Consider the following 24,193-nt stretch of genomic DNA (forward strand, 5'->3'; position numbering starts at 1 on the left):
TTACGCCAGCACGGCATCACTTCCTCTTTCATCCACATCCTGCCCCGGTCTTCCGGGGCGATAGGCGCGCCCCTCATTTCCACGCTGTTGCAAATCCAACACCCTGGTGAATTCAGGTTGCAATTGCAGCAGCATCTCAGCCAAGATAAAAACCTATCTCATTGATTATTAAAATTTTAAATCTCAAAAACGTTCTGGCATAGCCTTTGCTTCAGCTGTCATATAACCCACTGGAATCATTAAGTATTTAGTTAGCTAATTTTTGCATATGCCGTTTGTTTAACCATGAGAAGTGACTATGCCCGACGATAAACCAATCATTCATTACACCCGCCAGCTTCCAAAGGCGCACGTTATTCGCAGCGATGACGAAGCTATCGCTATCGCCCATGAGATTGCCGCGGTGCTGCAGCCCGGCGCGGCACAACGCGATCGCAGCGGCATCGTACCGGCGGAAATTATCGACACCTATTCCAACAGCGGCCTGTGGGGGATCACCGTCCCGAGGCAATGGGGCGGAGCCGAAGTTTCCGCCGCGACGCTGGCCCAGGTGATTGCAATTATTTCCGCCGCCGACCCGTCGCTGGGACAGATACCGCAGAACCATTACTGCCTGCTGGAGGATATTCGTCTGCAGGGGAGCCAGGAGCAGCAGGCATTCTTCTTCGCTCAGGTGCTGAAAGGCTATCGCTTTGCCAACGCGCTTTCGGAAACCGGCGGCAAGACGGTGCTCGATATTCGCACTCGTCTTGAGGCCAGCGACCGAGGTCTGCGGATCTCCGGTCGTAAGGGCTATTGCACCGGTTCACTCTATGCCCACTGGATTGGCATTCTGGCGCTGGATGCTGAGAATAACGCCCAGCTGGCGTTTGTTCCGCGCGACTCCGCCGGGCTTACCGTGGTCGATGACTGGGCCTGCCTCGGGCAGCGTACCACCGCCAGCGGGACGGTACTGGCGGAAGATCTTGCCGTGCAGCCTTTTCATCTGTTCCCGACGTGGAAATCCTACGCCACCCCAACCCTTGCCGGGCCATTTGCCCAGCTCACTACCGCCGCCATCGATCTGGGTATCGCCCGGGCGGCGCTTAACGACACGGTGAGCTTTGTCAGCGAATTCGCCCGCCCGTGGATTGATGCCGGCGTCGAGCGCGCCAGCGAAGACCCGCTGACTATCTATCACATCGGCCAGCTCGATAGCCGACTGGCCGCCGCCGATGCGCTGCTGGAGCGGGCCGGAAAAGTGCTCGATCGCTACAAATACGATCTGAGCGAGGAGAACGTCGCGCAGGCGTCTGTCGCCGTGGCGCGCGCTAAGGTCTTTACCACCGAAGCGGCGCTGGAGGCCGCCAGCCGCCTGTTCGAACTTAGCGGCACCCGCTCAACCAGCAACAGCCTGAACCTCGATCGCCACTGGCGCAACGGGCGCGTCCATACCCTGCACGATCCGGTGCGCTGGAAATATCAGCTGCTGGGCAACTGGGTACTTAACGGCATTCCTCCGCAACGTCATGACTGGAACTGAGATGAACAGCGCGCTGGCTTTTTTCGCTGATATTGACTGGGAGGACGTGGCGCAGGCCAGCCTCGACACCCTCACTATGCTGGGCTGGTCGCTGAGCTTTACCGTATTGATTGGTCTGCCGCTGGGGATCGTGCTCTATCTCAGCGGCCAGCCGCGTCTACTGCACGCTCCGCGCCTCTATCGCCTGCTGTCGCTGGGAGTCAACGTTCTGCGCTCGCTGCCGTTTATCATTTTATTAATCGTGATGATCCCGGTGACAACGCTGATTACCGGTACCTCGCTCGGGGTTGAAGGCACCATTCCGCCGCTGGTGGTTGGCTGCGCGCCCTTCTTTGCCCGGCTGGTGGAAACCGCGCTGCGGGAAGTAGAGCACGGGCTGGTAGAGGCCAGCTGGTCGATGGGCGGTAATACCTGGCAGCTCATCTGGCACACCCTGCTGCCGGAATCCCGCTCCGGGCTCATTGCCGCCGTTACCGTGACCGCGATTTTACTGGTTGATTACACCTCAATGGCCGGAGTGATCGGCGGCGGCGGACTGGGCGACCTGGCCATTCGCTTTGGCTATCAGCGCTTTCAAACGGATGTGATGGTGATAACCGTCCTGCTGCTGGTTGCGCTGGTGCAGATACTACAAATGAGCGGCGATCGTCTGGTAAAGGCGATGAGCCGTAAATAACGACAGATTCAGGAATAAGACAATGAAAAAAACGACTATCGCAGCCGGGCTTCTGGCCCTCTTCTCTTTATCCGTCAGCGCCAGCGAGACGCTGACCGTGGGCGCAACGCCGGTTCCCCATGCCGAAATTCTCGAATTTGTGAAGCCGGAGCTGGCGAAACAGGGGGTCGACCTGAAAATCAAAGTCTTCAACGACTTTATCCAGCCAAACCAGCAGCTGGCGGAAAAAAACCTTGATGCCAACTACTACCAGTACCGCCCGTTCCTCGATAACTACAACCAGACCCGCCACACCACTCTGCTGCCGGTGGTCGGCGTGCATATTGAACCCTTTGGCGCTTATTCGGGTAAATATAACAGCATCAAAGAGGTGCCGGATGGCGCTACCGTTGCTATTCCGAACGATCCGGTGAATACCGGACGCGCGCTGGTAATGCTCAGCAACGCCGGGCTGATTACCCTGAAAAACCCGCAGGATCCGCAGTCGGCGACCAAAGATATTATTGCCAATCCGCACCATTTTAAAATTCGCGAACTGGAAGGGGCGATGCTGGCGCGGGCGGTAAATCAGGTCGATCTGGCGTTTATCTTCGCCAACTATGCGCTGGAGGCCGGGATTGATACCGACAAGGCGCTGCTGGTGGAAAAAGGCAGCGATCTTTACGTCGAGTATCTGGTGGCGCGCCCGGACAACATCAACGACCCAGGCATTCAGAAACTGGCGAAAGCCCTGCATTCAGATAGCGTGCGTAACTTCATCCTCACCCGCTATAAAGGCAAAATTTTGCCCGGTTTTTAACCGTTCACTCTCCGTTGGCAGCTTTCGGGCTGCCGTTTAATTCCGTTAACCGGGTACGCTACCGTGACGCAAAAACTCACCGCCAGAACGCATATACAGTTAAGCCAGATAAGTAAAGCCTACCCCAACGGCGTGCAGGCGCTACGCAATATTAACCTCGAGATCAATCAGGGAGAGATCTTTGGCATTATCGGGCGCAGCGGCGCCGGAAAATCAACCCTGCTGCGCCTGTTCAATCGCCTGGAAAACGCCGATAGCGGCGAGATTATCATTCACGGCGAACCCACGCGGCGCTACTCCCGCAGCCATCTTCGCGATCTGCGCCGCCGGGTGGCGATGATTTTCCAGCACTTTAATTTAATGGCCACCAAAACGGTGGCGCAAAACGTTGAACTGCCGCTGAAAATGGCCGGAGTGCCGCGTGCGGAAAGGCAGAAACGGGTTGCGGAGATCCTCGAACTGGTCGGACTCAACGCCCTGCGCGACAGCTGGCCGGCGAAGCTTTCCGGCGGTCAGAAGCAGCGTACCGGCATCGCCCGCGCGCTGGTCACACAGCCGGAGATCCTGCTGTGTGACGAAGCCACTTCCGCCCTCGACCCGGAAAATACCCTGGCGGTGCTGAAGCTGCTGAAAGAGATTAATCAGCGCCTCGGACTCACTATCGTACTGATCACCCACGAGATGGACGTCATTCGCACCCTCTGCGATCGGGTCGCCGTGCTCGAGCGCGGAGAAATTATCGAACAGGGCGAGGTGTGGCGCGTATTTGGCCATCCCCGGCATGAAGTCACGCAAAGTATGCTCGGCACGCTGCATCACGATCGCGCGGATGAGCGTTCGCCGCTAACCGGCAGTCAGCAGCTGGTCACGCTGCATTTTGACGGCAGCAGCGGGCATGAACCCAACTTACAGCATATCGCCGCCCTGCTGGGCGACGACGCGCGACTGCTGTACGGTAGCTGCGAGCAGATTCAGGGACGGGTTATCGGTCAACTGCGGGTACGCCTCGCGAAACCGCTGGCTGACCCCGGCCTCCAGCAGCAATCCGGCTGGGTGGCGGACCGCTTAACCTTATCCGACGAGCGCACAGCAGAGAATGCTGGCGCTTAGCACAAAAATGGCAGATTAATGCTGGATTATTACTAATGCTAAATCGCTATAAGCCATAGCCTTTCGGTGTTAGACAGGCCGCGATGCGCCTCTTATCTTGCGTCATGATTTGTAAATATCTCACGCAATCATTTGATGAGGGAGCACTTTTGTCCAGACTACTGCACGGGTTAAAAACCAAACAAACGCGGTTCGCGCTTGCTCTGAAAATCGCGTTTCTCGGCGGCGCGGTGGCATTTTCTTCCGTCGCCATCGCCGACGATATTTTAAAGGAGGGGATTACCCCGGCCAGCGATGCCAGCCAGATCCCCGCGGCCGCGAAGCTGCGTAAAGATACCGTTGTGGCAGGTATTTCCGAGCCGCAGGGTATTTTTAACCCTTACTTTTTCGTCAACGGCTGGGATGAGAACGTCACCAACGTGATTTTCTCACGCCTGATCGACTGGGACAGCCATGGCAAACTGGTGCCGGGCCTCGCCGAAAGCTGGACGGTGAGCCCGGACTACAAGGTATACACCATCAGGCTGCGCCCCAACCTGACCTTTAGCGACGGTTCGCCGCTGACCGCCGAGGATGTCGCCTTTACCCTCACCGTGCTGCTGGACCCGAAATACGACGGCGATACCGATATCACCCTCGCCAATATCGCCGGCGGCGCGGAGTACAAAGCGGGAAAAGCCGATAGCGTCAGCGGTCTGAAAGTGCTTGACCCCTTAACGCTGCAGGTCACCACCAGCCAGCCGGGCGCGACGACGCTGGCAAAAATTGGCGGTCCGGTCCTCTCCAGAGCCTATTACGGTAAAGGCTACCAGCGCGGCAATCTTGACTATCTGCGCACCCTGCACGGTAAACCGCTGGGCAACGGCCCTTACGTTTACGACAAATATATTCCCGGTCAGGAGATTCGTTTCCACGCCAATAGCCATTTTTATCGCGGAACCCCGCCCACTCCGCGCTTTATTTATCGCGTGACGAATCCGTCGACTAACTTTCAGCTATTCCAGACGGGTGAAACCGACTACGACGCCTTTACCTCGCGTCCTGATGATATTGAACAGCTAAAAATGCTCGGTTTTGCCAACATCAACCTCTACGGCTCCAGCGACTACAGCCAGGTCGAATTCAACGTCCGCCGCCCGGCATTACAGGACGTAAAGGTGCGCCAGGCGCTGATATACGGCCTCGATCGCCAGAAGCTGATTGATGTGGTCTACCAGGGCTACGGTAAAGTGGCGATCGAGCCTATCGCGCCGATCTCCTGGGCTTACAACCCCGACGGGGTGAACCCGTATAAATATGACCCGGAGCAGGCGAAAAAGCTGCTTGACGAAGCCGGCTGGAAACCGGGGCCGGACGGTATCCGTGTCAAAGATGGCAAACGTCTGGAGTTAACCCTGCTGGCCAGCAAGAAAGTGCTCAACGATGCGCTGATCCCCATCGCCAAAGAGAACTGGCAGCAGATTGGCGTCCTGTTAAAGCCGCAGGTCGTCGATTTCAACGCCCTGATGGCGCAGCGTAAATCAGGTAATTACGACCTGGCGTCGTTCAGCACCAGCACCCTTAACGACCCGCACGATGGCGTCTGGGATTTTTACAGTACGGAAGCGAAAGAGTCCGGCTATAGCAATCCGCAGGTCGATAAGCTGATTACCGAAGGCAACTCGGTGCTCGACGTCGAGAAACGTAAGCCTATCTATCATCAGCTGTATCAGGTGCTGGCGCAGGACCCACCGGTTATCCTGCTCGGCTATCGCGAAATTCTCTCCGCCAGCAGCGCCCGGGTCACCGGCTTCAAACCGGATATCTACAACGGCCTGACCGGCAGCCTGCCGGATGTCAAAATCGTTAAGTAAATCCCCGGCCGCCGGGTCTCCCGGCGGCTGACGCGAGAATGTCATGAGAAATTTCATCCTGAGAAGGCTGCTGCAAACGCTGCCGATGCTGCTGCTGGCTTCCTTTATTATTTTTATGCTGTTCGCCAAAACGCCGGGCGACTTTATCGACGGTAATATCAATCTGACCGCCGCCCGCGCCGCCGAGCTGAAAGCGATTTACGGTCTGGATCAGCCGCTGCTCACCCGCTATTTCCGCTGGCTTGGCCAGCTGCTGCGCGGCGATCTCGGGTTCTCGCTGCAGTACCAGATCCCCGTCAGCCAGCTGCTCAACCAGTACATCTGGAACTCCTTTCTGCTGGCAAGCGTGGCGCTGGTGTTCTACTGGGGGATTGGCCTGACGGTGGGCGTGGTCTCGGCGCTGAAGCCTGACTCGCTGTTCGATCATCTGGTGAGCGTCGCGGTTTTCGCCGCCATGTCGTTCCCGACCTTTTTCCTTTGTCTGCTGCTGATCAAGTGGTTCGCCGTCGATCTGCACTGGCTGCCGGTGGGCGGCATGACCAATACCGGCAGCGACGATAGCGGCTGGAATTATGTATTGCAGGTCGCCGCCCATCTGGTGCTACCGGTTCTGGCGCTGGTGATGCTGCAGGCGGGTAGCCTGACCCGCTATTTTCGCGCCAGCATGCTCGATGTGGTGAAAATGGACTTCATCCGTACCGCACGCGCCAAAGGTTTGCGCGAACGCACGGTTATCCTGAAGCACGCACTGCGTAACGCCCTACTGCCGATAATTACCCTGCTTGGCTTCGAGCTGCCGGGTCTGTTCTCCGGGGCGATCATCACTGAAAAAGTGTTTAACTGGCCGGGCGCCGGACATATTCACATTGATTCGCTGGCCGCCCGCGACTACCCGGTTTTAATGGGCTTCACCCTGTTTCTGGCGGTGCTGACCATTCTTGGCAACCTGATTGCCGATGTGCTCTACGCGTGGGCCGACCCGCGCATTCGCGTGAGGTCCTGATGCTCAGCTCTCTGTTTTCTTCCAGCCGACGCCTGCGCAAGGCGGAAATCCCGGCGCTGGCCCAAGTGACCCCGTCCCCCTGGCATCAGGCCTGGCGGGCGCTGCGCCGCAACCGTCTGGCGATGCTGTGCCTGCTGCTGCTGTCAGCGATGGCGCTGTGGTGCGTACTGGGTCCGCTGTGGTCGCCGTGGCAAGACGATGCCACCGATGCGCTAATGATCAACAAACCGCCCGGCGCGGAGCACTGGCTGGGCACCGATTTTCTCGGCCGCGATATCTATACCCGCCTGCTGCTGGCCGGACGTATTTCGCTGATTATTGGTCTGCTGACCATGCTGCTGTCGGTCGCCCTTGGCTATCTGCTCGGGGCGCTGGCGGGGTACGCAGGCGGCCTGACCGATAAACTCATTATGCGTTTTGCCGCTCTGGTGATGACCATTCCCGGCCTGCCGCTGCTGATAGTGGCGGGCGCGATGCTCTCAGAGCTCGATTTTTCTCCGGATTCACGCATTTATATGGTGGTAATCATGCTGAGCCTGCTGGAGTGGCCGAAGCTGGCGCGGCTGGTGCGCGGGCAGTGTCTCTCCCTGCGCGAGCGCGACTTTATGCTGGCGACCCAGGTGCTGGGACTGTCGGCGCGACGACGCCTGTTTGGTCATCTGCTGCCCAACACCATACCGATTCTGGTGGTGATGGCGACTATGGCGGTCGCTAACGCCATCCTCAGCGAGTCGGCGCTCAGCTACCTCGGGCTTGGGGTCGTGCCGCCGACGCCATCGTGGGGCAATATGATGGACGCCGCCAACAGCCTGATCGATTTTCAACGCCGACCCTGGCTGTGGATGCCGCCGGGGATCGCCATTTTTATCACCGTCATTGCCATTAACGTGCTGGGCGACGGCCTGCGCGACGCCATGGATCCCAAAATGAAGCAGAGGCTGAAATGAGCAGCCCGTTAATCACGTTTAATCAGCTTTCGGTCTCTTTTGCCGCCGAAAAAAGCCGGGTACGCGCGGTACAGGAGGTATCGTTCACTATCCACGCCGGGCAGACCGTTGGCGTGGTCGGCGAGTCCGGCTGCGGTAAAAGCGTCACCGCCATGTCGTTAATGGGCCTTCTGCCGCCGCAGGCGGCGCGCATTGACGGCGGGGAAATTCTTTTCGAAGGACAGAACCTCCTGCGGCTGAACAACGCCCGTATGGCGGATCTGCGCGGCAATCAGCTGGCGATGATTTTCCAGGAGCCGATGACCGCCCTCAATCCGGTACTCACCGTCGGCGAGCAGCTGTGCGAACCGCTGATTCGCCACCGCGGTGAATCGCCGAGGGCCGCATGGCAGCACGCTATCCAGTTAATCACCCATGTCGGGCTGGCGCGGGCGGAAAGCCTGATGACCAGCTATCCGCATCAGCTTTCCGGCGGCATGCTGCAGCGGGTAATGATCGCCATGGCGCTGAGCTGCCGGCCGAAGCTGCTGATTGCCGACGAGCCGACCACCGCCCTGGACGTCACCGTGCAGGCGCAGATCCTGCGCCTGCTGCGCGAACGAGCGCGGGCCCACCGGATGGCGCTGATGTTGATAACCCACGATCTCGGGGTTATCGCGCAGATGGCCGAACGCGTTGTGGTGATGTACGCCGGACGCATCGTCGAACAGGGCGCGACCGCCGCTATTCTGCGCAACCCGCAGCATCCCTACACCCAGGGGCTGATTGCCTCGCGTCCGGTAGCGGGGGAACGCCGCCGACGCCTTTACTCGATCCCCGGTCAGGTACCGGACCTCGCCGCCCTGCCCGCCGGATGCGCCTTCGCCGGGCGCTGCGCAAAAGCGACCGCGCGCTGCCGCCAGAGTGTTCCGCCACTGGTGGGACAAATCCAGCAGGCAGCCTGCTTTTACAGTGAACTCGCGGAGTCGAGAGTATGAGTCATGAATACGTGATTGAAGTGGATGGGCTGAAAAAACATTTCCCGCTGCGCGATGGGCTATTCGGCCAGCAGACCGGCGAGCTGCGGGCGGTGGATGGCGTGAGTTTTAAGATCCGCCGGGGAACGATTTTTGGCCTGGTGGGCGAATCCGGCAGCGGTAAGACCACCGTTGGCCGCACGCTGCTGGGGCTGTACGAGAAAACCGCAGGCAGCGTAAAATTTTGCGGTCAGGAGCTTGCTGAACTGTCGCCGCAGGCGATGCGCGCGCTGCGCCCGAAAATGCAGCTGGTCTTTCAGGATCCCTACAGTTCGTTAAACCCGCGTATCCGCATCGGTGACGCCATCGGCGAGGCGATGCTGGAGCACAAGCTCTGCCGCCGGGCAGAGCTGTATGACAAAACCATTGAGGTGATGCGCATCTGCGGGCTGTCGCCACAGCATTACAACCGCTTCCCGCACGAGTTTTCCGGCGGCCAGCGTCAACGCATCGGTATTGCCCGGGCGCTTATCTTAAACCCGGATTTTATTATTGCCGATGAGCCGATTTCGGCCCTCGATGTGTCGATTCAGGCGCAGATTATTAATCTGTTTTCCGACCTGCGCGACGACCACGGGGTAACGTTTTTGTTTATCTCCCACGACCTTGGCGTGGTAGAGCATCTGTGCGATGACGTAGCGGTGATGTATCTCGGGCAGCTGGTGGAGACCGCCAGCCGCGATGCGCTATTCAGTCGGCCTCTGCATCCTTACACCCGGGCACTGCTGGCGGCGGTACCAACCCTCGACCCGAACAGCGAACCGGTAGCTGTAGTACAAGGTGAAATCCCCGACCCGTCCCGGCCGCCTTCCGGGTGCCGCTTTTCCTCCCGTTGCCCGCAGGCCAGCGACCGCTGCCATCGCGATATTCCGCTTTTAAGAGAAGCTGCCGACGGTCATTACGTCGCCTGTCATGCGGTTTAACGCCTGCCCGGAGCTGGCTAAGCTGATGATAAACGGTTTGAACCTCTCTTCCCGCTTATCGCTATGTGCTAACCGGGCTCATGCCGGATGCATCCCCCTGGCGTTTTGCCTATACTTGTTGTCGGTCAAAACAGAACTTAAATGGGTAACTCATGGAAATTGATCTCGATAATCTGGTTTTTAGCGGGCTGGAAGAAGCGCAGGAGCGCAACGCTGAACGCCTTGAAGATGCCGATAAAAAAGCGCAGGCCATCGTTGCCGATGATGATTGCGGCGACGCATGTAAAATCTAATGACCAAACCGGCGACTGCGCCGGTTTTTTTTAACCTTGCGCCCCTCCTCTATTTTCATAAGACGCTTTCGTCCCTCGCTGTGGTAGTCATAGCCTGTTCTTTAGCAAGGGTTGGATAGACGAGCAGGCAATGACGACCGGGTTAAATATAGTGTTATTTACCGGGCCACATTAATTTCCTGCATGAATAGCCTGGGTGAAAAAATCTATATTCCTGGTTTTCACAGGGTGCACTCAAACTATTATCAAGCGTAAAATGCCGTGATTTTTATTGACAGAGTTAGCCAGGCGGTTTAATAAAAAAACCGGCAAAACGTCGTTTGATAGCAAAAAAAATATCTGGCTATTTATGGAGAAAACTATTCTCTGAATTAATCAGCAAAACCTTCATGATTGACTAATAAAGATTTCATTTTAAATGGGTAATGTGAATCACAAAACTCTGGGGAAAAATGACTCTTTTGCGGCGTTCGTTAAAGACGATCTTCGGATTTCGCCCGCAAACCACCCGGCCACCATCTTTGGAAAATAATCTTCGGTAAATGAGTTCGAGCTATTTGTTGCGGAATGCTGTATGGTCATAAGCCCTTAAATCAGGAAATATCATATGTCAGAACGCAAAGACGCTAAAACTCGCCGTAATTATCTCGTAAAATGTTCCTGCCCTAACTGCTCTCAGGATTCAGAACACAGCTTCAGCCGGGTCCAAAAAGGTGCGCAACTCATTTGCCCCTACTGCCATAAACTTTTCCAGTCTTCGTCACGCTCCGCAGCTTAATTATCACTTGCCAGATACCGATTGCCCACCTCTGTGAGCAATAGTCGGCTAACGCCGATGGTTTTTCTGACCAGGAAAAGCCCGCCTGCGCGGGTTTTATTTCGATTTGAATAGACTTCCCGCCCGCTTACTGTATAGTCGAAGCGGTTTTTATATTTAAAAGGTATTTATTTGTTCCAAAAAATGACAGGTATTGTCAAAACATTTGATAATAAAACAGGCAAAGGCCTGATAATTCCCTCCGATGGCCGTAAAGATGTTCAGGTGCATATTTCCGCATTATCCCCCGGTGAACCCAGCACAATCAGCCCCGGAATCCGCGTAGAATTTCGTCGGGTAAATGGACTACGTGGCCCCACCGCCGCCAACGTCTATCTTTCTTAAAAAGATCAAAAAACTCCGAATATTGCTTCATCGCAGCATCCCGGGGCTTAAAACATCGCCAGAAAATGCTTCACCGTGCGCGAGCGCTCATAGCGCCGCCAGGCGATAGCAATGTCGGTTTTTAACGGCGTGCCCTGCAAGGGGTGATAGCTAACATTAGGCAGAGTGATGCAGGTCATCGACTGCGGCACCAGCGCAAAGCCGAATCCGGCCTCCACCATACTGAGCGACGATGATATTTGCGATGACTGCCTGGCTTGCTGCACGTCAATACCGGCGCGCAGATAGCTGTTATAGACCAGTTCATACAGTCCAGGCGCGACTTCGCGTGGGAACAGGATCGGCGCCACGTCGCTAAGCTGTTCAAGGGCTAGCTCGCTACGTGACGACAGCGGATGCGTACGCGCCAGCGCAATCACCATCGGCTCTTGATCGATAATCCTCAGGTTGAACGCTTTACTGCTCTCACAGGGCAGACGTACAAAAGCGATATCCAGCTCCGCTTCGCCAAGCGCCCCCATCAGCGTCGCCATATTGCCCTCGACCTGATGCAAGGTTACCGCCGGGTAGCTCTGCTGAAACTGCCGCAGCAGGCTAAAGATCTGCGGGTGAAAAGCATCAGAACTGGTGATGCCCAGCGATAGCCGGCCGTTCACCCCGCGGGCAATCCCTTTGGTTTTTTCTAACGCCGCATCGCTTAACGCCAGGATCTGACAGGCATCCTCGTAAAACGACTCCCCCGCTTCCGTCAGCTCAACGCCCCGGGTTAAACGGCGGAAAAGAGGCGTACCAATCTCCCGTTCAAGCCGCTGAATTTGCTGGCTTAATGGTGGTTGCGACATGCCAAGCTCTTTTGCCGCTTTAGTAAAGTGTCGCGCCTCGGCGACGGCGACAAAGTAACGCAGATAGCGAAGTTCCATATCGAATACGTCTCAAACAGACATGGTTTCTATATTGGAACTGTGAGCTGAATCGCGTCAACATTAATTTAACCTTTCTGATATTTGTTGAACGAGGAAGCGGGTAATGAACCATTCTGCTGAATGCTCTTGTGAAGAGAGCCTGTGCGAAACGCTACGAGGATTTTCCGCGCAACATCCCGATAGCGTCATCTATCAGACCTCTCTGATGAGCGCGCTGTTAAGCGGCGTTTATGAAGGCAACACGACCATCGCCGATTTACTCACCCACGGTGATTTCGGCCTTGGAACCTTTAATGAACTCGACGGCGAGATGATCGCGTTTAGCAGCGAGGTTTACCAGCTGCGCGCCGACGGTAGCGCCCGTAAAGCCCGAATGGATCAGCGTACGCCGTTCGCGGTGATGACCTGGTTTCAGCCGCAGTACCGCAAGACATTTGATAAGCCGGTCAGCCGCGAGCAGCTACACGCGATAATCGACCGGCAAATCCCTTCCGATAACCTGTTCTGCGCCCTGCACATTAACGGTCATTTTCGCCATGCCCACACTCGTACCGTACCGCGCCAGGCGCCCCCCTATCGGGCGATGACCGATGTGCTCGACGATCAGCCGGTTTTCCGTTTTAACCAGCGCGAAGGCGTGCTGGTGGGGTTCAGAACGCCGCAGCATATGCAGGGCATTAACGTCGCCGGCTACCACGAACACTTCATCACCGATGACCGTCAGGGCGGCGGTCATCTGCTGGATTACCAGCTCGACCACGGCGTGCTGACCTTTGGCGAGATCCACAAACTGATGATTGACCTGCCGGCCGATAGCGCTTTTCTGCAGGCCAATTTGCATCCGGATAATCTTGATGCCGCCATTCGCTCAGTGGAAAACTAAGGAGATTCTCTTGGATAATCAACATCAACCGCGCCAGTGGGCGCACGGCGCCGATTTAATAGTCAGCCAGCTAGAAGCTCAGGGCGTCCGCCAGGTGTTCGGCATTCCGGGGGCAAAAATCGATAAAGTCTTCGATTCGCTGCTCGATTCAACCATTCGTATTATCCCGGTGCGCCACGAAGCCAACGCTGCCTTTATGGCCGCCGCGGTTGGCCGTATCACCGGTAAAGCGGGGGTCGCGCTGGTCACCTCCGGCCCCGGCTGCTCCAACCTGATTACCGGCATGGCCACCGCCAACAGCGAAGGCGATCCGGTGGTGGCGCTGGGCGGCGCGGTAAAACGGGCCGATAAAGCCAAACAGGTGCATCAGAGTATGGATACGGTGGCCATGTTTAGCCCCGTGACCAAATATTCGGTAGAAGTGACCGCCGCAGATGCGCTGGCGGAAGTGGTCTCTAACGCGTTTCGCGCCGCCGAACAGGGGCGCCCGGGGAGCGCATTCGTCAGCCTGCCGCAGGATGTGGTCGATGAACCGGTGCACGCCAGAGTACTGCCCGCAAGCGAAGCGCCGCAGACCGGCGCGGCGCCGGACGAAGCCATCGAGCGAGTGGCGAAGATGATTGCCCGAGCGAAAAACCCGGTATTCCTGCTCGGTCTGATGGCCAGCCAGACGGAAAACAGCGCGGCGCTGCGTGAATTACTGAAAAAAAGCCATATCCCGGTCACCAGCACCTATCAGGCCGCTGGCGCGGTGAATCAGGACCACTTTACCCGCTTCGCCGGGCGGGTTGGGCTGTTCAATAACCAGGCCGGAGATCGGCTGCTGCATCTCGCTGACCTGGTTATCTGCATTGGCTACAGCCCGGTGGAGTACGAACCGGCGATGTGGAATAACGGCAACGCCACGCTGGTGCATATTGACGTGCTGCCCGCTTACGAAGAGCGTAACTATACCCCCGACATCGAGCTGGTCGGCAATATTGCCGCCACTCTGAACAAACTCTCTCAGCGTATTGACCATCAGCTGGTGCTGTCGCCGCAGGCCGCCGAGATCCTTGTTGACCGCCAGCATCAGCGGGAACTGCTCGATCGCCGCGGCTCGCAGTTGAATCAGTTTGCGCTCCATCCGCTGCGCATCGTTCGCGCCATGCAGGATATCGTCAATAGCGACGTAACCCTGACCGTCGATATGGGGAGTTTTCACATCTGGATCGCCCGCTATCTCTACAGCTTCCGCGCCCGTCAGGTGATGATCTCCAACGGTCAGCAGACCATGGGCGTGGCGCTGCCGTGGGCGATTGGCGCCTGGCTGGTCAACCCGCAGCGCAAAGTGGTTTCCGTTTCCGGCGACGGCGGTTTTTTGCAATCCAGCATGGAGCTGGAAACCGCCGTACGGCTGAAAGCGAACGTCCTGCATATCATCTGGGTCGATAACGGCTACAACATGGTGGCGATTCAGGAGGAGAAAAAATACCAGCGGCTATCCGGCGTCGAGTTCGGCCCGGTGGATTTTAAAGTCTACGCCGAGGCCTTTGGCGCGAAAGGTTTTGCGGTAGAGAGCGCCGCTGCCCTTGAGCCAACGCTGCGGGCGGCGATGGACGTCGATGGCCCCGCCGTGGTCGCCATCCCCGTGGATTACCGCGATAACCCGCTGCTGATGGGCCAGCTCCATCTCAGCCAAATACTTTAATTCATCACAAAAGGGATCCAGAAAATGAAAAAAGTCGCACTCGTCACCGGCGCGGGCCAGGGCATCGGTAAAGCTATCGCCCTTCGCCTGGTAAAAGATGGTTTTGCCGTGGCTATCGCCGATTATAACGACGTCACCGCCCAGGCGGTCGCTGACGAAATTAACCAGCACGGCGGCAAGGCGCTGGCGGTGAAGGTCGATGTGTCAAAACGCGATCAGGTTTTTGCCGCCGTTGAACGGGCGCGTCAGGGCCTAGGCGGTTTTGACGTGATCGTTAACAACGCCGGGGTCGCGCCCTCCACGCCTATCGAAGAGATTCGCGAGGAGGTCATCGATAAAGTTTACAATATCAACGTCAAAGGCGTTATCTGGGGCATTCAGGCCGCGGTAGAGGCATTCAGGAAAGAGGGCCACGGCGGCAAAATTATCAACGCCTGCTCCCAGGCCGGCCATGTAGGTAACCCGGAGCTGGCGGTCTACAGCTCGAGTAAATTTGCCGTCCGCGGCCTGACGCAAACCGCCGCCCGCGATCTGGCTCATCTGGGGATAACCGTTAACGGCTACTGCCCGGGGATCGTCAAAACGCCTATGTGGGCGGAAATCGACCGTCAGGTGTCCGAAGCGGCGGGTAAACCGCTGGGCTACGGAACGCAGGAGTTCGCTAAACGCATTACCCTGGGACGGCTTTCCAAGCCGGAAGATGTCGCGGCCTGCGTCTCTTATCTCGCCAGTCCCGATTCCAACTATATGACCGGCCAATCGCTGCTGATCGATGGCGGCATGGTTTTTAACTAAGAAACAAATAATAGATAAGCTCTGACATGGTTTGCCCCGGCCTTGACGCCGGGGCTTTTTTTTAGCGTTTAGGGAAGATCCACAGATCGCTGACGGGTAATGAAAGATAGCAATGTTCAGCATCGCGCAGCGCGCTGCCGTACGCGCGAATGGCGAAATCATCGCCTTTGGTGCGGAACAGGTATTCCCAGCGGTCGCCAAGGTACATACTGGTCAGCAGCGGTAGCTCCAGCGTATTGTCATCGGGCGAGGTCGCCAGACGCAGGCGTTCAACGCGGATCACCGCCGTCGCCTCTTCCCCTACGCTGACCCCTTCCCCGGCCATTCCCCACAGCGCCCAGCTGGCACCTTCTATTCGCGCCCGACCGTTCTCCAGGGTAGTCACGGTACCATGCAGACGATTATTACTGCCCATAAACTCGGCGGCGAACAGCGTTCTCGGGCTGCCGTACATCTCCTGCGGCGTTCCCTGCTGTTCAATCACCCCGTTATTGAGCAGCAGAATGCGGTCGGAAATCGCCATCGCTTCATTCTGATCGTGCGTCACCATCAGCGCCGACAGCCCCAGCTTAACGATCAGCTCGCGCAAAAAGACCCGCGCCTCTTCCCGCAGCTTAGCATCAAGGTTCGACAGCGGCTCATCCAGCAGAATCACCGGCGGGTTATAAACCAGCGCCCGACCGATGGCCACGCGCTGCTGCTGCCCGCCGGAGAGCTGGTGCGGATGGCGATTGCCAAGGTGTCCCAGCCCCAGTTGGTCAAGTACGGTCTGCACCCGCTGCTTAATCTCCGCGGAGGCAACATTGCGCAGCTTCAGCGGGTAAGCGACGTTATCAAATACCGTTTTATGCGGCCACAGCGCATAGGATTGAAACACCAGCCCCAGGTTGCGCTCCTCCGCCGGAATTTCGCTACGCGGATTGCCGTCATAAACGCGGGTTTTGCCAATGGTGATATTGCCGCTGGTCGGCTTCTCCAGACCGGCGACCGCCCGCAGCAGCGTGGTTTTTCCGCTGCCCGACGGCCCGAGCAGCGAAACCACTTCTCCGCGCCGGAGCTCCATGGAAACGCCCTTCAGCACCGGATTGTCCCCGTAGGTCAGATGCAGGTTTTCTACCGCTAATTCAATCATGTAATTTCACTCCAAAGCGCAGGGCGATACCCAGGCCGACGACCACCAGCAGGATATTGATAAAAGAGAGCGCGGCAACGATATCGATAGCCCCCGCCGCCCACAGCGACACCAGCATCGAACCGATCGTTTCCGTTCCCGGTGAGAGCAGATACACCCCGGTGGAATATTCGCGCTCGAAGATAAGAAACATCAGCAGCCATGAACCAATCAGGCCGTAGCGCGACAGCGGCACCGTAACATGGCGGGTTATCTGCCCTCGCGATGCGCCGGTACTGCGCGCGGCTTCCTCCAGCTCCGGCGCCACCTGCAGCAGCGTCGAGGAGATAAGCCGCAGGCCGTAGGCCATCCACACCACGGTATAGGCCAGCCAGACGCTAAAAATGGTATTGCGCAGCGCGCGCAGCTGAACAATCAGATGCTCACGCAGCCAGTCGGCTACCGGCAGCGCCGAGAGCCAGCCGTTTTTCAGCGACTGATCCAGCCACATCGGCAAAAACAGAAACACCCACAAAAACGCCAGCCCGGCCAGCAGTCCCGGTACCGCGCGCGGTACCAGCACGCTGTAGTCAAGAAAGCGCGTGACGTTGTCCGGCTTGCGATGCATTGCGATACCCACGAACAGATAGCAGACCACCGCCAGCGCGCCGCCTATCACCCCGATCGCCATGGAGTTGACGATAGCGCGCAGCAAATTCGGCTGCTGCCAGATGTTGCGGAACGTCGCCAGCGAAAGCTCATCCCACAGCGGAACGCCCACCCCCCAGTTCGAAATAAAAGCCCGCAGCGCTACGCCAATCAGCGGCACGCCGATGGTAACGGTTAACCATGCCACCACAACTAGCCCGGCCACCCAGCGCCATTTCCCCAGCGGCAGCGCCCGGGCCTGGGATGCTTTACCCTTCATGGTGACAAACCGGTTTGCGGTGCGCATCAGACGACGCTGGAGCATCACCAGCGGAATGGTGATGCAAATCAGTACTACCGCCACCGCCGCCATCAGGTGATAGGAAGGCGTACCCAGCTTGTTGGTGAGTTTATAAAGGTAGGTCGCCAGCACCATATTGCCTTCCGGATCCCCCAGCACCAGCATCAGGCCAAATACTTCCAGACCGAGGAAAAACAGCAGCACGCAGGCATAGAGTATTGATGGACGCACCATCGGCAGACTTACCGACGTCATCACCTGCAGCGGCGATGCGCCCACCGTCCGCGCCGCCTCCTCGACATCGGATCCGACGCTGCGCAGCGCGGAAGAGATATAGAGATAGGCATGAGGGACGTGCGTCAGTCCGGCAATGACCACGATGCTGAACATCGAATAGATATTCCATGGCACAAAACCGATCAGCTGTTCAGCCCATTGTGAAAAGAAGCCCACCGGCCCCGCAGCCACCACATAACCAAAGCCCAGTACCATCGGCGAAACAAAAATCGGCACCAGAATCAGCGGCTCAATAAACCGCCGTCCCGGTAAGTCGGTGCGCACCATCAAAAAAGCGAGGATCCCACCGAGGGGAATGGCAATCGCCACCAACCCGAAGGCGAGAATAAAGCCGGACTTTAGCGCCAGATAAAAATCCGGATCGGTAAAAATAAATTCGAAGGCTTCAAGGCTGAATGACTTCGAGCGGGCAAAAAAAGGTGCCGAGAGAAAACTCTGCACCACAATAAATAACAGCGGGACATATATCGCCAGCGCCGTAATCAATACCACGATACCGCGCGGCAAACCCTGCCATTTTCGACGCAAAACATTCATAAGCGATCCCTGTAAACCTGCCGGGCATGAAAAGCGCTGCGCATCCCCGGATGCACAGCGTCAAAAGGTTATTTCGCCGCGGCTGTGCGCCACTGTTTGATAAATTCCAGACGCTGTTTCGGCTCAAGATATTCCAGCAGCGTTTCATCGACCGGAATTGGCTTCAGCGCGCTACCGAGCATTTTGGTCATACCGTCGATATCATTTTTCCCTTCGATATCATTACGCAGCGAGGGAATATCGGCCTGATTTGCCAGGATACTTTGCCCCTTTTCCGACAACACGTAATCCAACCACAGCTTCGCCGCATTCAGATGTCCGGCTTCTGCGGTAATGAAAGAGACCCTTGAGAGCACCAGCACATAATCCTTCGGATAGGAGATCCCGAGCGAAGGATCGTTTTTTGCCCGCGCTTCGGCGTATGAGCCGAGAATGTTGTAACCAATCAGGTTTTCACCGGAGGAGACGCGTTCCATCATGGTCCCGGTAGACGATTGCACGGTCAGCCCGCCTTTAGCTATTCCAGCTAAATCGGTAAAGTAGTTGGCATCGGCTTTGCTGTCCTGTACCGCCAGCATAAACCCCAGCCCCGATTTTTCGATATCGTAGGTGGTGACCTTACCTTTAAACTTATCGGCCTGGCCGGTGATAAGCTTCGCCAGCGCAGTATGGGAATCCGGCACATCCCCCTGCGGGATCAGTCGTTTATTGTAGATAAAGACCACCGGCTCATAGGTGGTACCGTAGGCTTTTTGCTGCCAGACCGCCCATTTCGGCAGCTTATCCATCTCCGGCGAGGCGTACTCCTCAGCGTAGTCGGTGGCAAGCTTCAGCGCCGTATCCATGGAAGAACTCCAGACCACATCGCCGCTACCGCCGCCCGCAGCCTGCTCGCTGATATAACGGTTGTACAATTCAGTACTGTTCATATCGTTATATTCAACTTTAATGCCGGGATATTGCTCTTCGAAGCCTTTAATTAACAGGCCTGCGGCCTTGGTATCAGTCGTTGAATAGATAACGACTTTGCCCTCTTTAATCCCGGCGTCCACCACTTTTTGATAATCCGCCGGATAGCCCTGAGGAACCGCAGCAAAGGCCTGACCGGAGAATAATGCCGTCAGTGAAATCACCAGACCATTAATTTTCATACACATAAAATCAACCTTTTAGCATCAATTATTAAACGTAAATTTAACATATAGCGGGACGACGGAGCCTTGCAACGCCGGAGGTTGGTTTTTTTACGGCTTTTGTGACGCTGGCGTAATTTAAATGGAGATTGGTGAGATAAAGCCAAAGTGATAAACGTTGGCGCGCGGAAATATTAAGAAAAGATTAAGTTTTTCGGACTCAGGATTCGCTGAATAACGGCGGTGATTTAATACAAATATAAAAAAGACTGCCTGAAAAGAGCGGTATATCGCGTTTAATTTAATTCGCAAACGCCGGGCCTGGACCATCATCACATCACCCACATTGCTCCGGCTTCAAGATCTTCTTTTACTGCGCCTCATCGCCGTGGCCGCCAGAGAAAAACCTTACATGTATAGTGCAAAGCCTTGATCTTCTTCGTTGCCCGGAGCAGCATGGAAACGCAAACACACTACAACAATAAATCGCAACCCAATAACAGGAGAGAATCAGTGCAAACAGGACATCGCTTCCAGGCCACGGATCTGCATCAATTTGTTAAAACTCTTTTTACCCATATGGGAAGTTCTCCCACCGAAGCGTCGCTTATCGCCGACCATCTGATTGCCGCCAACCTGGCCGGACACGATTCCCACGGCGTCGGCATGATCCCAAGCTACGTCCGCTCTCACGCCCTCGGCTACCTCCAGCTTAACCAGCACGCCACGGTGATGAAGGACGCCGGAGCGGTAGTGACCCTCGACGGCAACGGCGGATTCGGCCAGGTTGTGGCCCATGAAGCGATGCAGACAGGCATCGAGAAAGCGAAACAGCACGGTATGGCCGCCGTCGCGCTGCGCAATGCGCACCATATTGGCCGCATCGGCTACTGGGCGGAACAATGTGCCGCCGCCGGGATGATCTCTATCCACTTCGTTAACGTCGTCGGCAACCTTATGGTCGCCCCGTTCCGCGGTAAAGACAGCCGCTTCGGTACTAACCCGCTATGCGTGGTTTTCCCGCGCGCAGGCCATCCGCCGCTGCTGCTGGATTACGCTACCAGCGCCATCGCTTTCGGTAAAACCCGCGTCGCCTGGCACAAAGGCGTCCCGGTACCGCCGGGTTCGCTGATCGACGCTCACGGCGTCCCCACCACCGATCCAGCGGTGATGCAGACTTCACCGCTGGGCGCGCTGCTGACCTTTGCTGAACACAAAGGCTACGCGCTGGCGGCGCTGTGCGAAGTTATCGGCGGCGCGGTATCCGGCGGGAAAACCTCCCACAAAGAGACTCTGCAGGGCAGCGTTGACGCCATTTTCAACTGTATGACCACCATTATTCTTAGCCCGGAAGCGTTCGACGCGCCGGATATGCAGCGCGAGACCGAAGCGTTTATCGAATGGTGCAAACAGTCGCCGCACGAGCCGGACGCGCCGATCCTCGCCCCGGGTGAGTGGGAGGAGGCTAACCGTCAGCAGCGTCTGGCGGAGGGCATACCGCTGGACGCCGGAAGCTGGCAGGCGATTTGCGCCGCCGCCGAGGAGGTGGGCCTGCCCGCCGACACCCTCGCGCAGCTTCGCCATAAGCTGGCCTGATTTTCTCTTGATGACGCCCGCCCGGGCGTCATGTCATCGTCAATAGTGTCGATATCCCTGCCGCTCGCGGTTTCCGGATCAATATTCACTTCCAATTCAAAGAGTTGTTTTTTTGGCACAGCCTGTGCATTACGCTCCCGTCATCTGCCGGTACGCTGGCTTATGACGCCCTGACAAAGGCGGGCCGCGTCCGGCCTGTCCGTTGTTGTTTATCCTCTGTTAACAGGTCTGTTACTGATGAAAAAAATCACGAGCGTTTGCCCTTATTGCGGGGCCGGTTGCAAACTTAAGCTGGTCGTTGAGAACAATAAAATTATTCGTGCCGAAGCCGCTGATGGCGTCACCAACCAGAATCAGCTGTGTCTGAAAGGCTATTACGGCTGGGATTTTCTCAACGACACCCAGTTGCTGACGCCCCGCCTGCGGCAACCGATGATTCGCTATCAGAAAGGCGGTAAATTCACCCCGGTCAGCTGGGATGAAGCTATCCGCTATACGGCGAAAAAACTGCGTGAAATAAAGGAGAAATATGGCCCGCGCGCCATTATGACCACCGGTTCATCCCGCGGCACCGGCAATGAAACCAACTATGTGATGCAGAAGTTCGCTCGCGGCGTGCTCCACACCAATAACGTCGACTGCTGCGCCCGCGTCTGCCACGGCCCGTCGGTGGCCGGTCTGCAGCTGACGCTTGGTAACGGCGCGATGAGCAACTCGATTAGCGATATTGAAAACTCAAAATGCCTGCTGGTCTTCGGCTATAACTGCGCCGACTCCCACCCTATCGTTGCCCGCCGGGTGATTAAAGCCCGGGAAAACGGCGCGAAAATCATCGTCTGCGATCCGCGCCGTATCGAAACCGCCCGCATCGCCGATCGCCATTTACAGCTCAACAACGGCAGCAATATGGCGCTGGTCAACGCCTTCGCCCACGTCCTGCTGGAGGAAGAATTATATAACCACGCTTACGTCGAGCGCTTTACCGAAGGGCTGGATGCCTATCGTGAGATGGTTAAAGACTATGCGCCGGAAGCCGTCGAAGAGATAGTCGGCGTGCCGGCCGCTGAAATTCGCCAGGCGATGCGCATGTTTGCCGCCGCGCCTTCCGCCACCATTATGTGGGGCATGGGGGTGACCCAGTTCGGTCAGGCGGTGGATGTGGTCAGAGGGCTGGCAAGTCTGGCGCTGTTAACCGGCAATCTGGGACGCGCCAACGTCGGCGTCGGCCCGGTGCGCGGGCAAAACAACGTCCAGGGCGCCTGCGATATGGGCGTGCTGCCGAATATGTTCCCCGGCTACCAGGACGTCACCGACGCCAGCGTACGCGCCAAATTCGCCAAAGCCTGGGGCATTGACCCGGCGCTTATGGACGACAAGGTCGGAACCCGCATCACCGAAGTGCCGCATAAAGCGCTGAGCGGCGAGATCAAAGCCTACTACATTATGGGCGAAGATCCGCTGCAGACCGAAGCTGACCTTGGCCTGGTGCGCAAGGGAATAGCAGCGCTCGATTTTGTGGTGGTGCAGGATATCTTTATGACCAAAACCGCAGAAATCGCCGATGTGCTGCTGCCCGCCACCTCCTGGGGCGAACACGGCGGCGTGTTTACCTGCGCCGACCGCGGATTCCAGCGCTTCGAACAGGCGGTTATCGCTACCGGCAACGTTAAGCGCGACTGGGAAATCATCAGCCTGCTGGCCAGCGAGATGGGCTATCCGATGCATTACGACAACAACCAGCAGATCTGGGACGAAATGCGCGAGCTCTGCCCGCTGTTCTACGGCGTCACTTATGAAAAAATGGGCGATATGAACCACGTACAGTGGCCGTGTCCGACGCTGGATCATCCCGGTACCCCGTGGCTGTATAAAGATAATCTCTTCGACACGCCGACCGGCAAAGGCCAGCTGTTCGCCGCCCCGTGGCGCGCGCAGGCCGAAATGCCGGATGAGACGTATCCGCTGGTGCTGTGTACCGTGCGCGAAGTCGGCCACTACTCGTGTCGTTCAATGACCGGTAACTGCGCGGCTCTGCAGTCGCTGGCCGATGAACCGGGCCGGGTGCAAATCAATCGTACCGACGCGCAGCGCCTCGGTATCGCCGACCAGCAGCTGGTGTGGGTCAGCTCGCGGCGCGGGAAGGTGATCAGCCGAGCCGACATCAGCGATCGTATTAACCCAGGCGCAGTGTATATGACCTATCAGTGGTGGATAGGCGCCTGTAACGAGCTGACGCAGGATAACCTCGATCCGATTTCAAAAACGCCGGAAACCAAATACTGCGCGGTGAAGGTAGAGGCGATTGCCGATCAGCGCTGGGCCGAGCAGTACGCGTGGAACAGCTACAGCGAGATGAAAGCCCGCCTGAAAGCGGCGGTGCACGGGTAAAACACCGGAGGGAGATGCGCGCGTCTCCCTCCCTATCCACTTTTGCTCCCGGGGGCGGCGCTCAACGCGCCTTGCCCGGGCTCGGTTCATCGCCGTCTGCGGGCCGGTAGCCCGGACAGATGCGCAGCATCGCCTCCGGGAAATTCCCCCACTCTTCGCGCTGCTTCCGAGGGCGGCGCTTAACGCGCCTTGCCCGGGCTACAGGTTCAGTGCCGTCTGCGGGCCGGTAGCCCGGACAGATGCGCAGCATCGCCTCCGGGAAATTCACCCACTCTGCGCGCTGCTCCCGGCGGCGGCGCTCAACGCGCCTTGCCCGGGCTCAGTTTCACCGCCGTCTGCGGGCCGGTAGCCCGGACAGATGCGCAACATCGCCTCCGGGAAATTCACCCACTCTGCGCGCTGCTCCCGGCGGCGGTGCTCAACGCGCCTTGCCCGGGCTCGGTTCATCGCCGTCTGCGGGTCGGTAGCCCGGACAGATGCGCAGCATCGCCTCCGGGAAACTCTGCCACTCTGCGCGCGGCTCCCGGGGGCGGCGCTCAACGCGCCTTGCCCGGGCTACAGGTTCAGTGCCGTCTGCGGATCGGTAG

23 protein-coding genes are annotated in these 24,193 nt (G+C 57.4%); 17 read left to right on the plus strand and 6 right to left on the minus strand.

Annotation, left to right across the window (positions count from 1 at the left end; translation table 11 throughout):
- Positions 1-144: a hypothetical protein gene (locus GJ746_RS14335; RefSeq protein WP_154680816.1), complete on the minus strand. Its 144-nt coding sequence runs from the start codon at positions 142-144 to the stop codon at positions 1-3.
- Between the two features lie 154 nt (positions 145-298).
- On the opposite strand from GJ746_RS14335, the gene GJ746_RS14340 reads away from it, so the two are divergent.
- The 12 genes from GJ746_RS14340 to cspF all read left to right on the plus strand — a co-directional run bounded on the left by GJ746_RS14340 (position 299) and on the right by cspF (position 11,304).
- On the plus strand, positions 299-1,522 hold the full coding sequence (locus tag GJ746_RS14340) for an SfnB family sulfur acquisition oxidoreductase (protein ID WP_154680817.1): 1,224 nt from the start codon (positions 299-301) through the stop codon (positions 1,520-1,522).
- A gap of 1 nt (position 1,523) precedes the next feature.
- Complete coding sequence (locus GJ746_RS14345; RefSeq protein ID WP_154680818.1) at positions 1,524-2,198, plus strand: methionine ABC transporter permease; 675 nt, start codon at positions 1,524-1,526, stop codon at positions 2,196-2,198.
- 22 nt (positions 2,199-2,220) lie between these two features.
- Positions 2,221-2,997 (plus strand): MetQ/NlpA family ABC transporter substrate-binding protein, encoded by a 777-nt coding sequence (locus GJ746_RS14350; RefSeq protein WP_154680819.1) that lies wholly within the window; start codon positions 2,221-2,223, stop codon positions 2,995-2,997.
- Positions 2,998-3,060: 63 nt separating this feature from the next.
- Positions 3,061-4,107, plus strand: coding sequence for a methionine ABC transporter ATP-binding protein (locus GJ746_RS14355; protein WP_154680820.1), 1,047 nt, complete (start codon positions 3,061-3,063; stop codon positions 4,105-4,107).
- A gap of 149 nt (positions 4,108-4,256) precedes the next feature.
- Positions 4,257-5,960 (plus strand): ABC transporter substrate-binding protein, encoded by a 1,704-nt coding sequence (locus GJ746_RS14360; RefSeq protein ID WP_154680821.1) that lies wholly within the window; start codon positions 4,257-4,259, stop codon positions 5,958-5,960.
- Positions 5,961-6,003: 43 nt separating this feature from the next.
- The gene (locus GJ746_RS14365; protein ID WP_154680822.1) at positions 6,004-6,963 is read left to right on the plus strand and encodes an ABC transporter permease; all 960 of its coding nucleotides are present in this window, start codon (positions 6,004-6,006) and stop codon (positions 6,961-6,963) included.
- Positions 6,963-7,910, plus strand: coding sequence for an oligopeptide ABC transporter permease (opp4C, locus tag GJ746_RS14370; protein WP_413773404.1), 948 nt, complete (start codon positions 6,963-6,965; stop codon positions 7,908-7,910). The genes GJ746_RS14365 and opp4C overlap by 1 nt, the downstream gene beginning before the upstream one ends.
- A complete protein-coding gene (locus GJ746_RS14375) occupies positions 7,907-8,887 on the plus strand; it encodes an ABC transporter ATP-binding protein (protein ID WP_154680823.1) in 981 nt (326 codons plus the stop codon). Before opp4C ends, GJ746_RS14375 begins: the two co-directional genes overlap by 4 nt.
- Complete coding sequence (locus tag GJ746_RS14380) at positions 8,884-9,849, plus strand: ABC transporter ATP-binding protein (protein ID WP_154680824.1); 966 nt, start codon at positions 8,884-8,886, stop codon at positions 9,847-9,849. The genes GJ746_RS14375 and GJ746_RS14380 overlap by 4 nt, the downstream gene beginning before the upstream one ends.
- 152 nt (positions 9,850-10,001) lie before the next feature.
- Entirely contained in the window at positions 10,002-10,142 is a 141-nt protein-coding gene (locus GJ746_RS14385; RefSeq protein ID WP_004102786.1) for a hypothetical protein, read from the plus strand.
- Between the two features lie 607 nt (positions 10,143-10,749).
- On the plus strand, positions 10,750-10,920 hold the full coding sequence (locus GJ746_RS25420; RefSeq protein ID WP_216356110.1) for a YnfU family zinc-binding protein: 171 nt from the start codon (positions 10,750-10,752) through the stop codon (positions 10,918-10,920).
- 171 nt (positions 10,921-11,091) lie between these two features.
- Entirely contained in the window at positions 11,092-11,304 is a 213-nt protein-coding gene (cspF, locus tag GJ746_RS14390; RefSeq protein WP_154680825.1) for a cold shock-like protein CspF, read from the plus strand.
- A gap of 47 nt (positions 11,305-11,351) precedes the next feature.
- On the opposite strand, the gene GJ746_RS14395 is transcribed toward cspF, so the two are convergent.
- On the minus strand, positions 11,352-12,224 hold the full coding sequence (locus GJ746_RS14395) for a LysR substrate-binding domain-containing protein (protein ID WP_154680826.1): 873 nt from the start codon (positions 12,222-12,224) through the stop codon (positions 11,352-11,354).
- 106 nt (positions 12,225-12,330) lie between these two features.
- Between GJ746_RS14395 and budA the strand changes: the two genes are divergently transcribed.
- The 3 genes from budA to GJ746_RS14410 are packed head-to-tail and all read left to right on the plus strand — an operon-like array spanning position 12,331 to position 15,595.
- Positions 12,331-13,110 (plus strand): acetolactate decarboxylase, encoded by a 780-nt coding sequence (budA, locus tag GJ746_RS14400; RefSeq protein WP_154680827.1) that lies wholly within the window; start codon positions 12,331-12,333, stop codon positions 13,108-13,110.
- Complete coding sequence (gene alsS, locus GJ746_RS14405; RefSeq protein ID WP_413773405.1) at positions 13,082-14,800, plus strand: acetolactate synthase AlsS; 1,719 nt, start codon at positions 13,082-13,084, stop codon at positions 14,798-14,800. The genes budA and alsS overlap by 29 nt, the downstream gene beginning before the upstream one ends.
- A gap of 24 nt (positions 14,801-14,824) precedes the next feature.
- Positions 14,825-15,595 carry a (S)-acetoin forming diacetyl reductase gene (locus GJ746_RS14410; RefSeq protein ID WP_154680829.1) on the plus strand — a complete coding sequence of 257 codons (771 nt, stop codon included), beginning with the start codon at positions 14,825-14,827 and terminating at the stop codon, positions 15,593-15,595.
- Between the two features lie 61 nt (positions 15,596-15,656).
- Here the strand turns inward: GJ746_RS14410 and GJ746_RS14415 are convergent, their stop codons facing one another.
- The 3 genes from GJ746_RS14415 to GJ746_RS14425 form a co-directional block, all read right to left on the minus strand.
- Complete coding sequence (locus GJ746_RS14415; protein WP_154680830.1) at positions 15,657-16,727, minus strand: ABC transporter ATP-binding protein; 1,071 nt, start codon at positions 16,725-16,727, stop codon at positions 15,657-15,659.
- Positions 16,720-18,489 (minus strand): ABC transporter permease, encoded by a 1,770-nt coding sequence (locus GJ746_RS14420; RefSeq protein WP_154680831.1) that lies wholly within the window; start codon positions 18,487-18,489, stop codon positions 16,720-16,722. Before GJ746_RS14420 ends, GJ746_RS14415 begins: the two co-directional genes overlap by 8 nt.
- A 68-nt stretch (positions 18,490-18,557) precedes the next feature.
- Entirely contained in the window at positions 18,558-19,646 is a 1,089-nt protein-coding gene (locus GJ746_RS14425; protein WP_154680832.1) for an ABC transporter substrate-binding protein, read from the minus strand.
- Between the two features lie 489 nt (positions 19,647-20,135).
- On the opposite strand from GJ746_RS14425, the gene GJ746_RS14430 reads away from it, so the two are divergent.
- Together GJ746_RS14430 and fdhF are read left to right on the plus strand one after the other, a co-directional pair.
- A complete protein-coding gene (locus GJ746_RS14430) occupies positions 20,136-21,218 on the plus strand; it encodes a malate/lactate/ureidoglycolate dehydrogenase (protein ID WP_154680833.1) in 1,083 nt (360 codons plus the stop codon).
- Positions 21,219-21,455: 237 nt separating this feature from the next.
- Positions 21,456-23,606: a formate dehydrogenase subunit alpha gene (gene fdhF, locus GJ746_RS14435; protein WP_154680834.1), complete on the plus strand. Its 2,151-nt coding sequence runs from the start codon at positions 21,456-21,458 to the stop codon at positions 23,604-23,606.
- A gap of 264 nt (positions 23,607-23,870) precedes the next feature.
- On the opposite strand, the gene GJ746_RS14440 is transcribed toward fdhF, so the two are convergent.
- Positions 23,871-24,053 carry a hypothetical protein gene (locus GJ746_RS14440; RefSeq protein WP_154680835.1) on the minus strand — a complete coding sequence of 61 codons (183 nt, stop codon included), beginning with the start codon at positions 24,051-24,053 and terminating at the stop codon, positions 23,871-23,873.
- Positions 24,054-24,193 lie beyond the last annotated feature (140 nt).

This window comes from Klebsiella oxytoca, assembly GCF_009707385.1.
Taxonomy (GTDB): Bacteria; Pseudomonadota; Gammaproteobacteria; order Enterobacterales; family Enterobacteriaceae; genus Klebsiella; species Klebsiella oxytoca_C.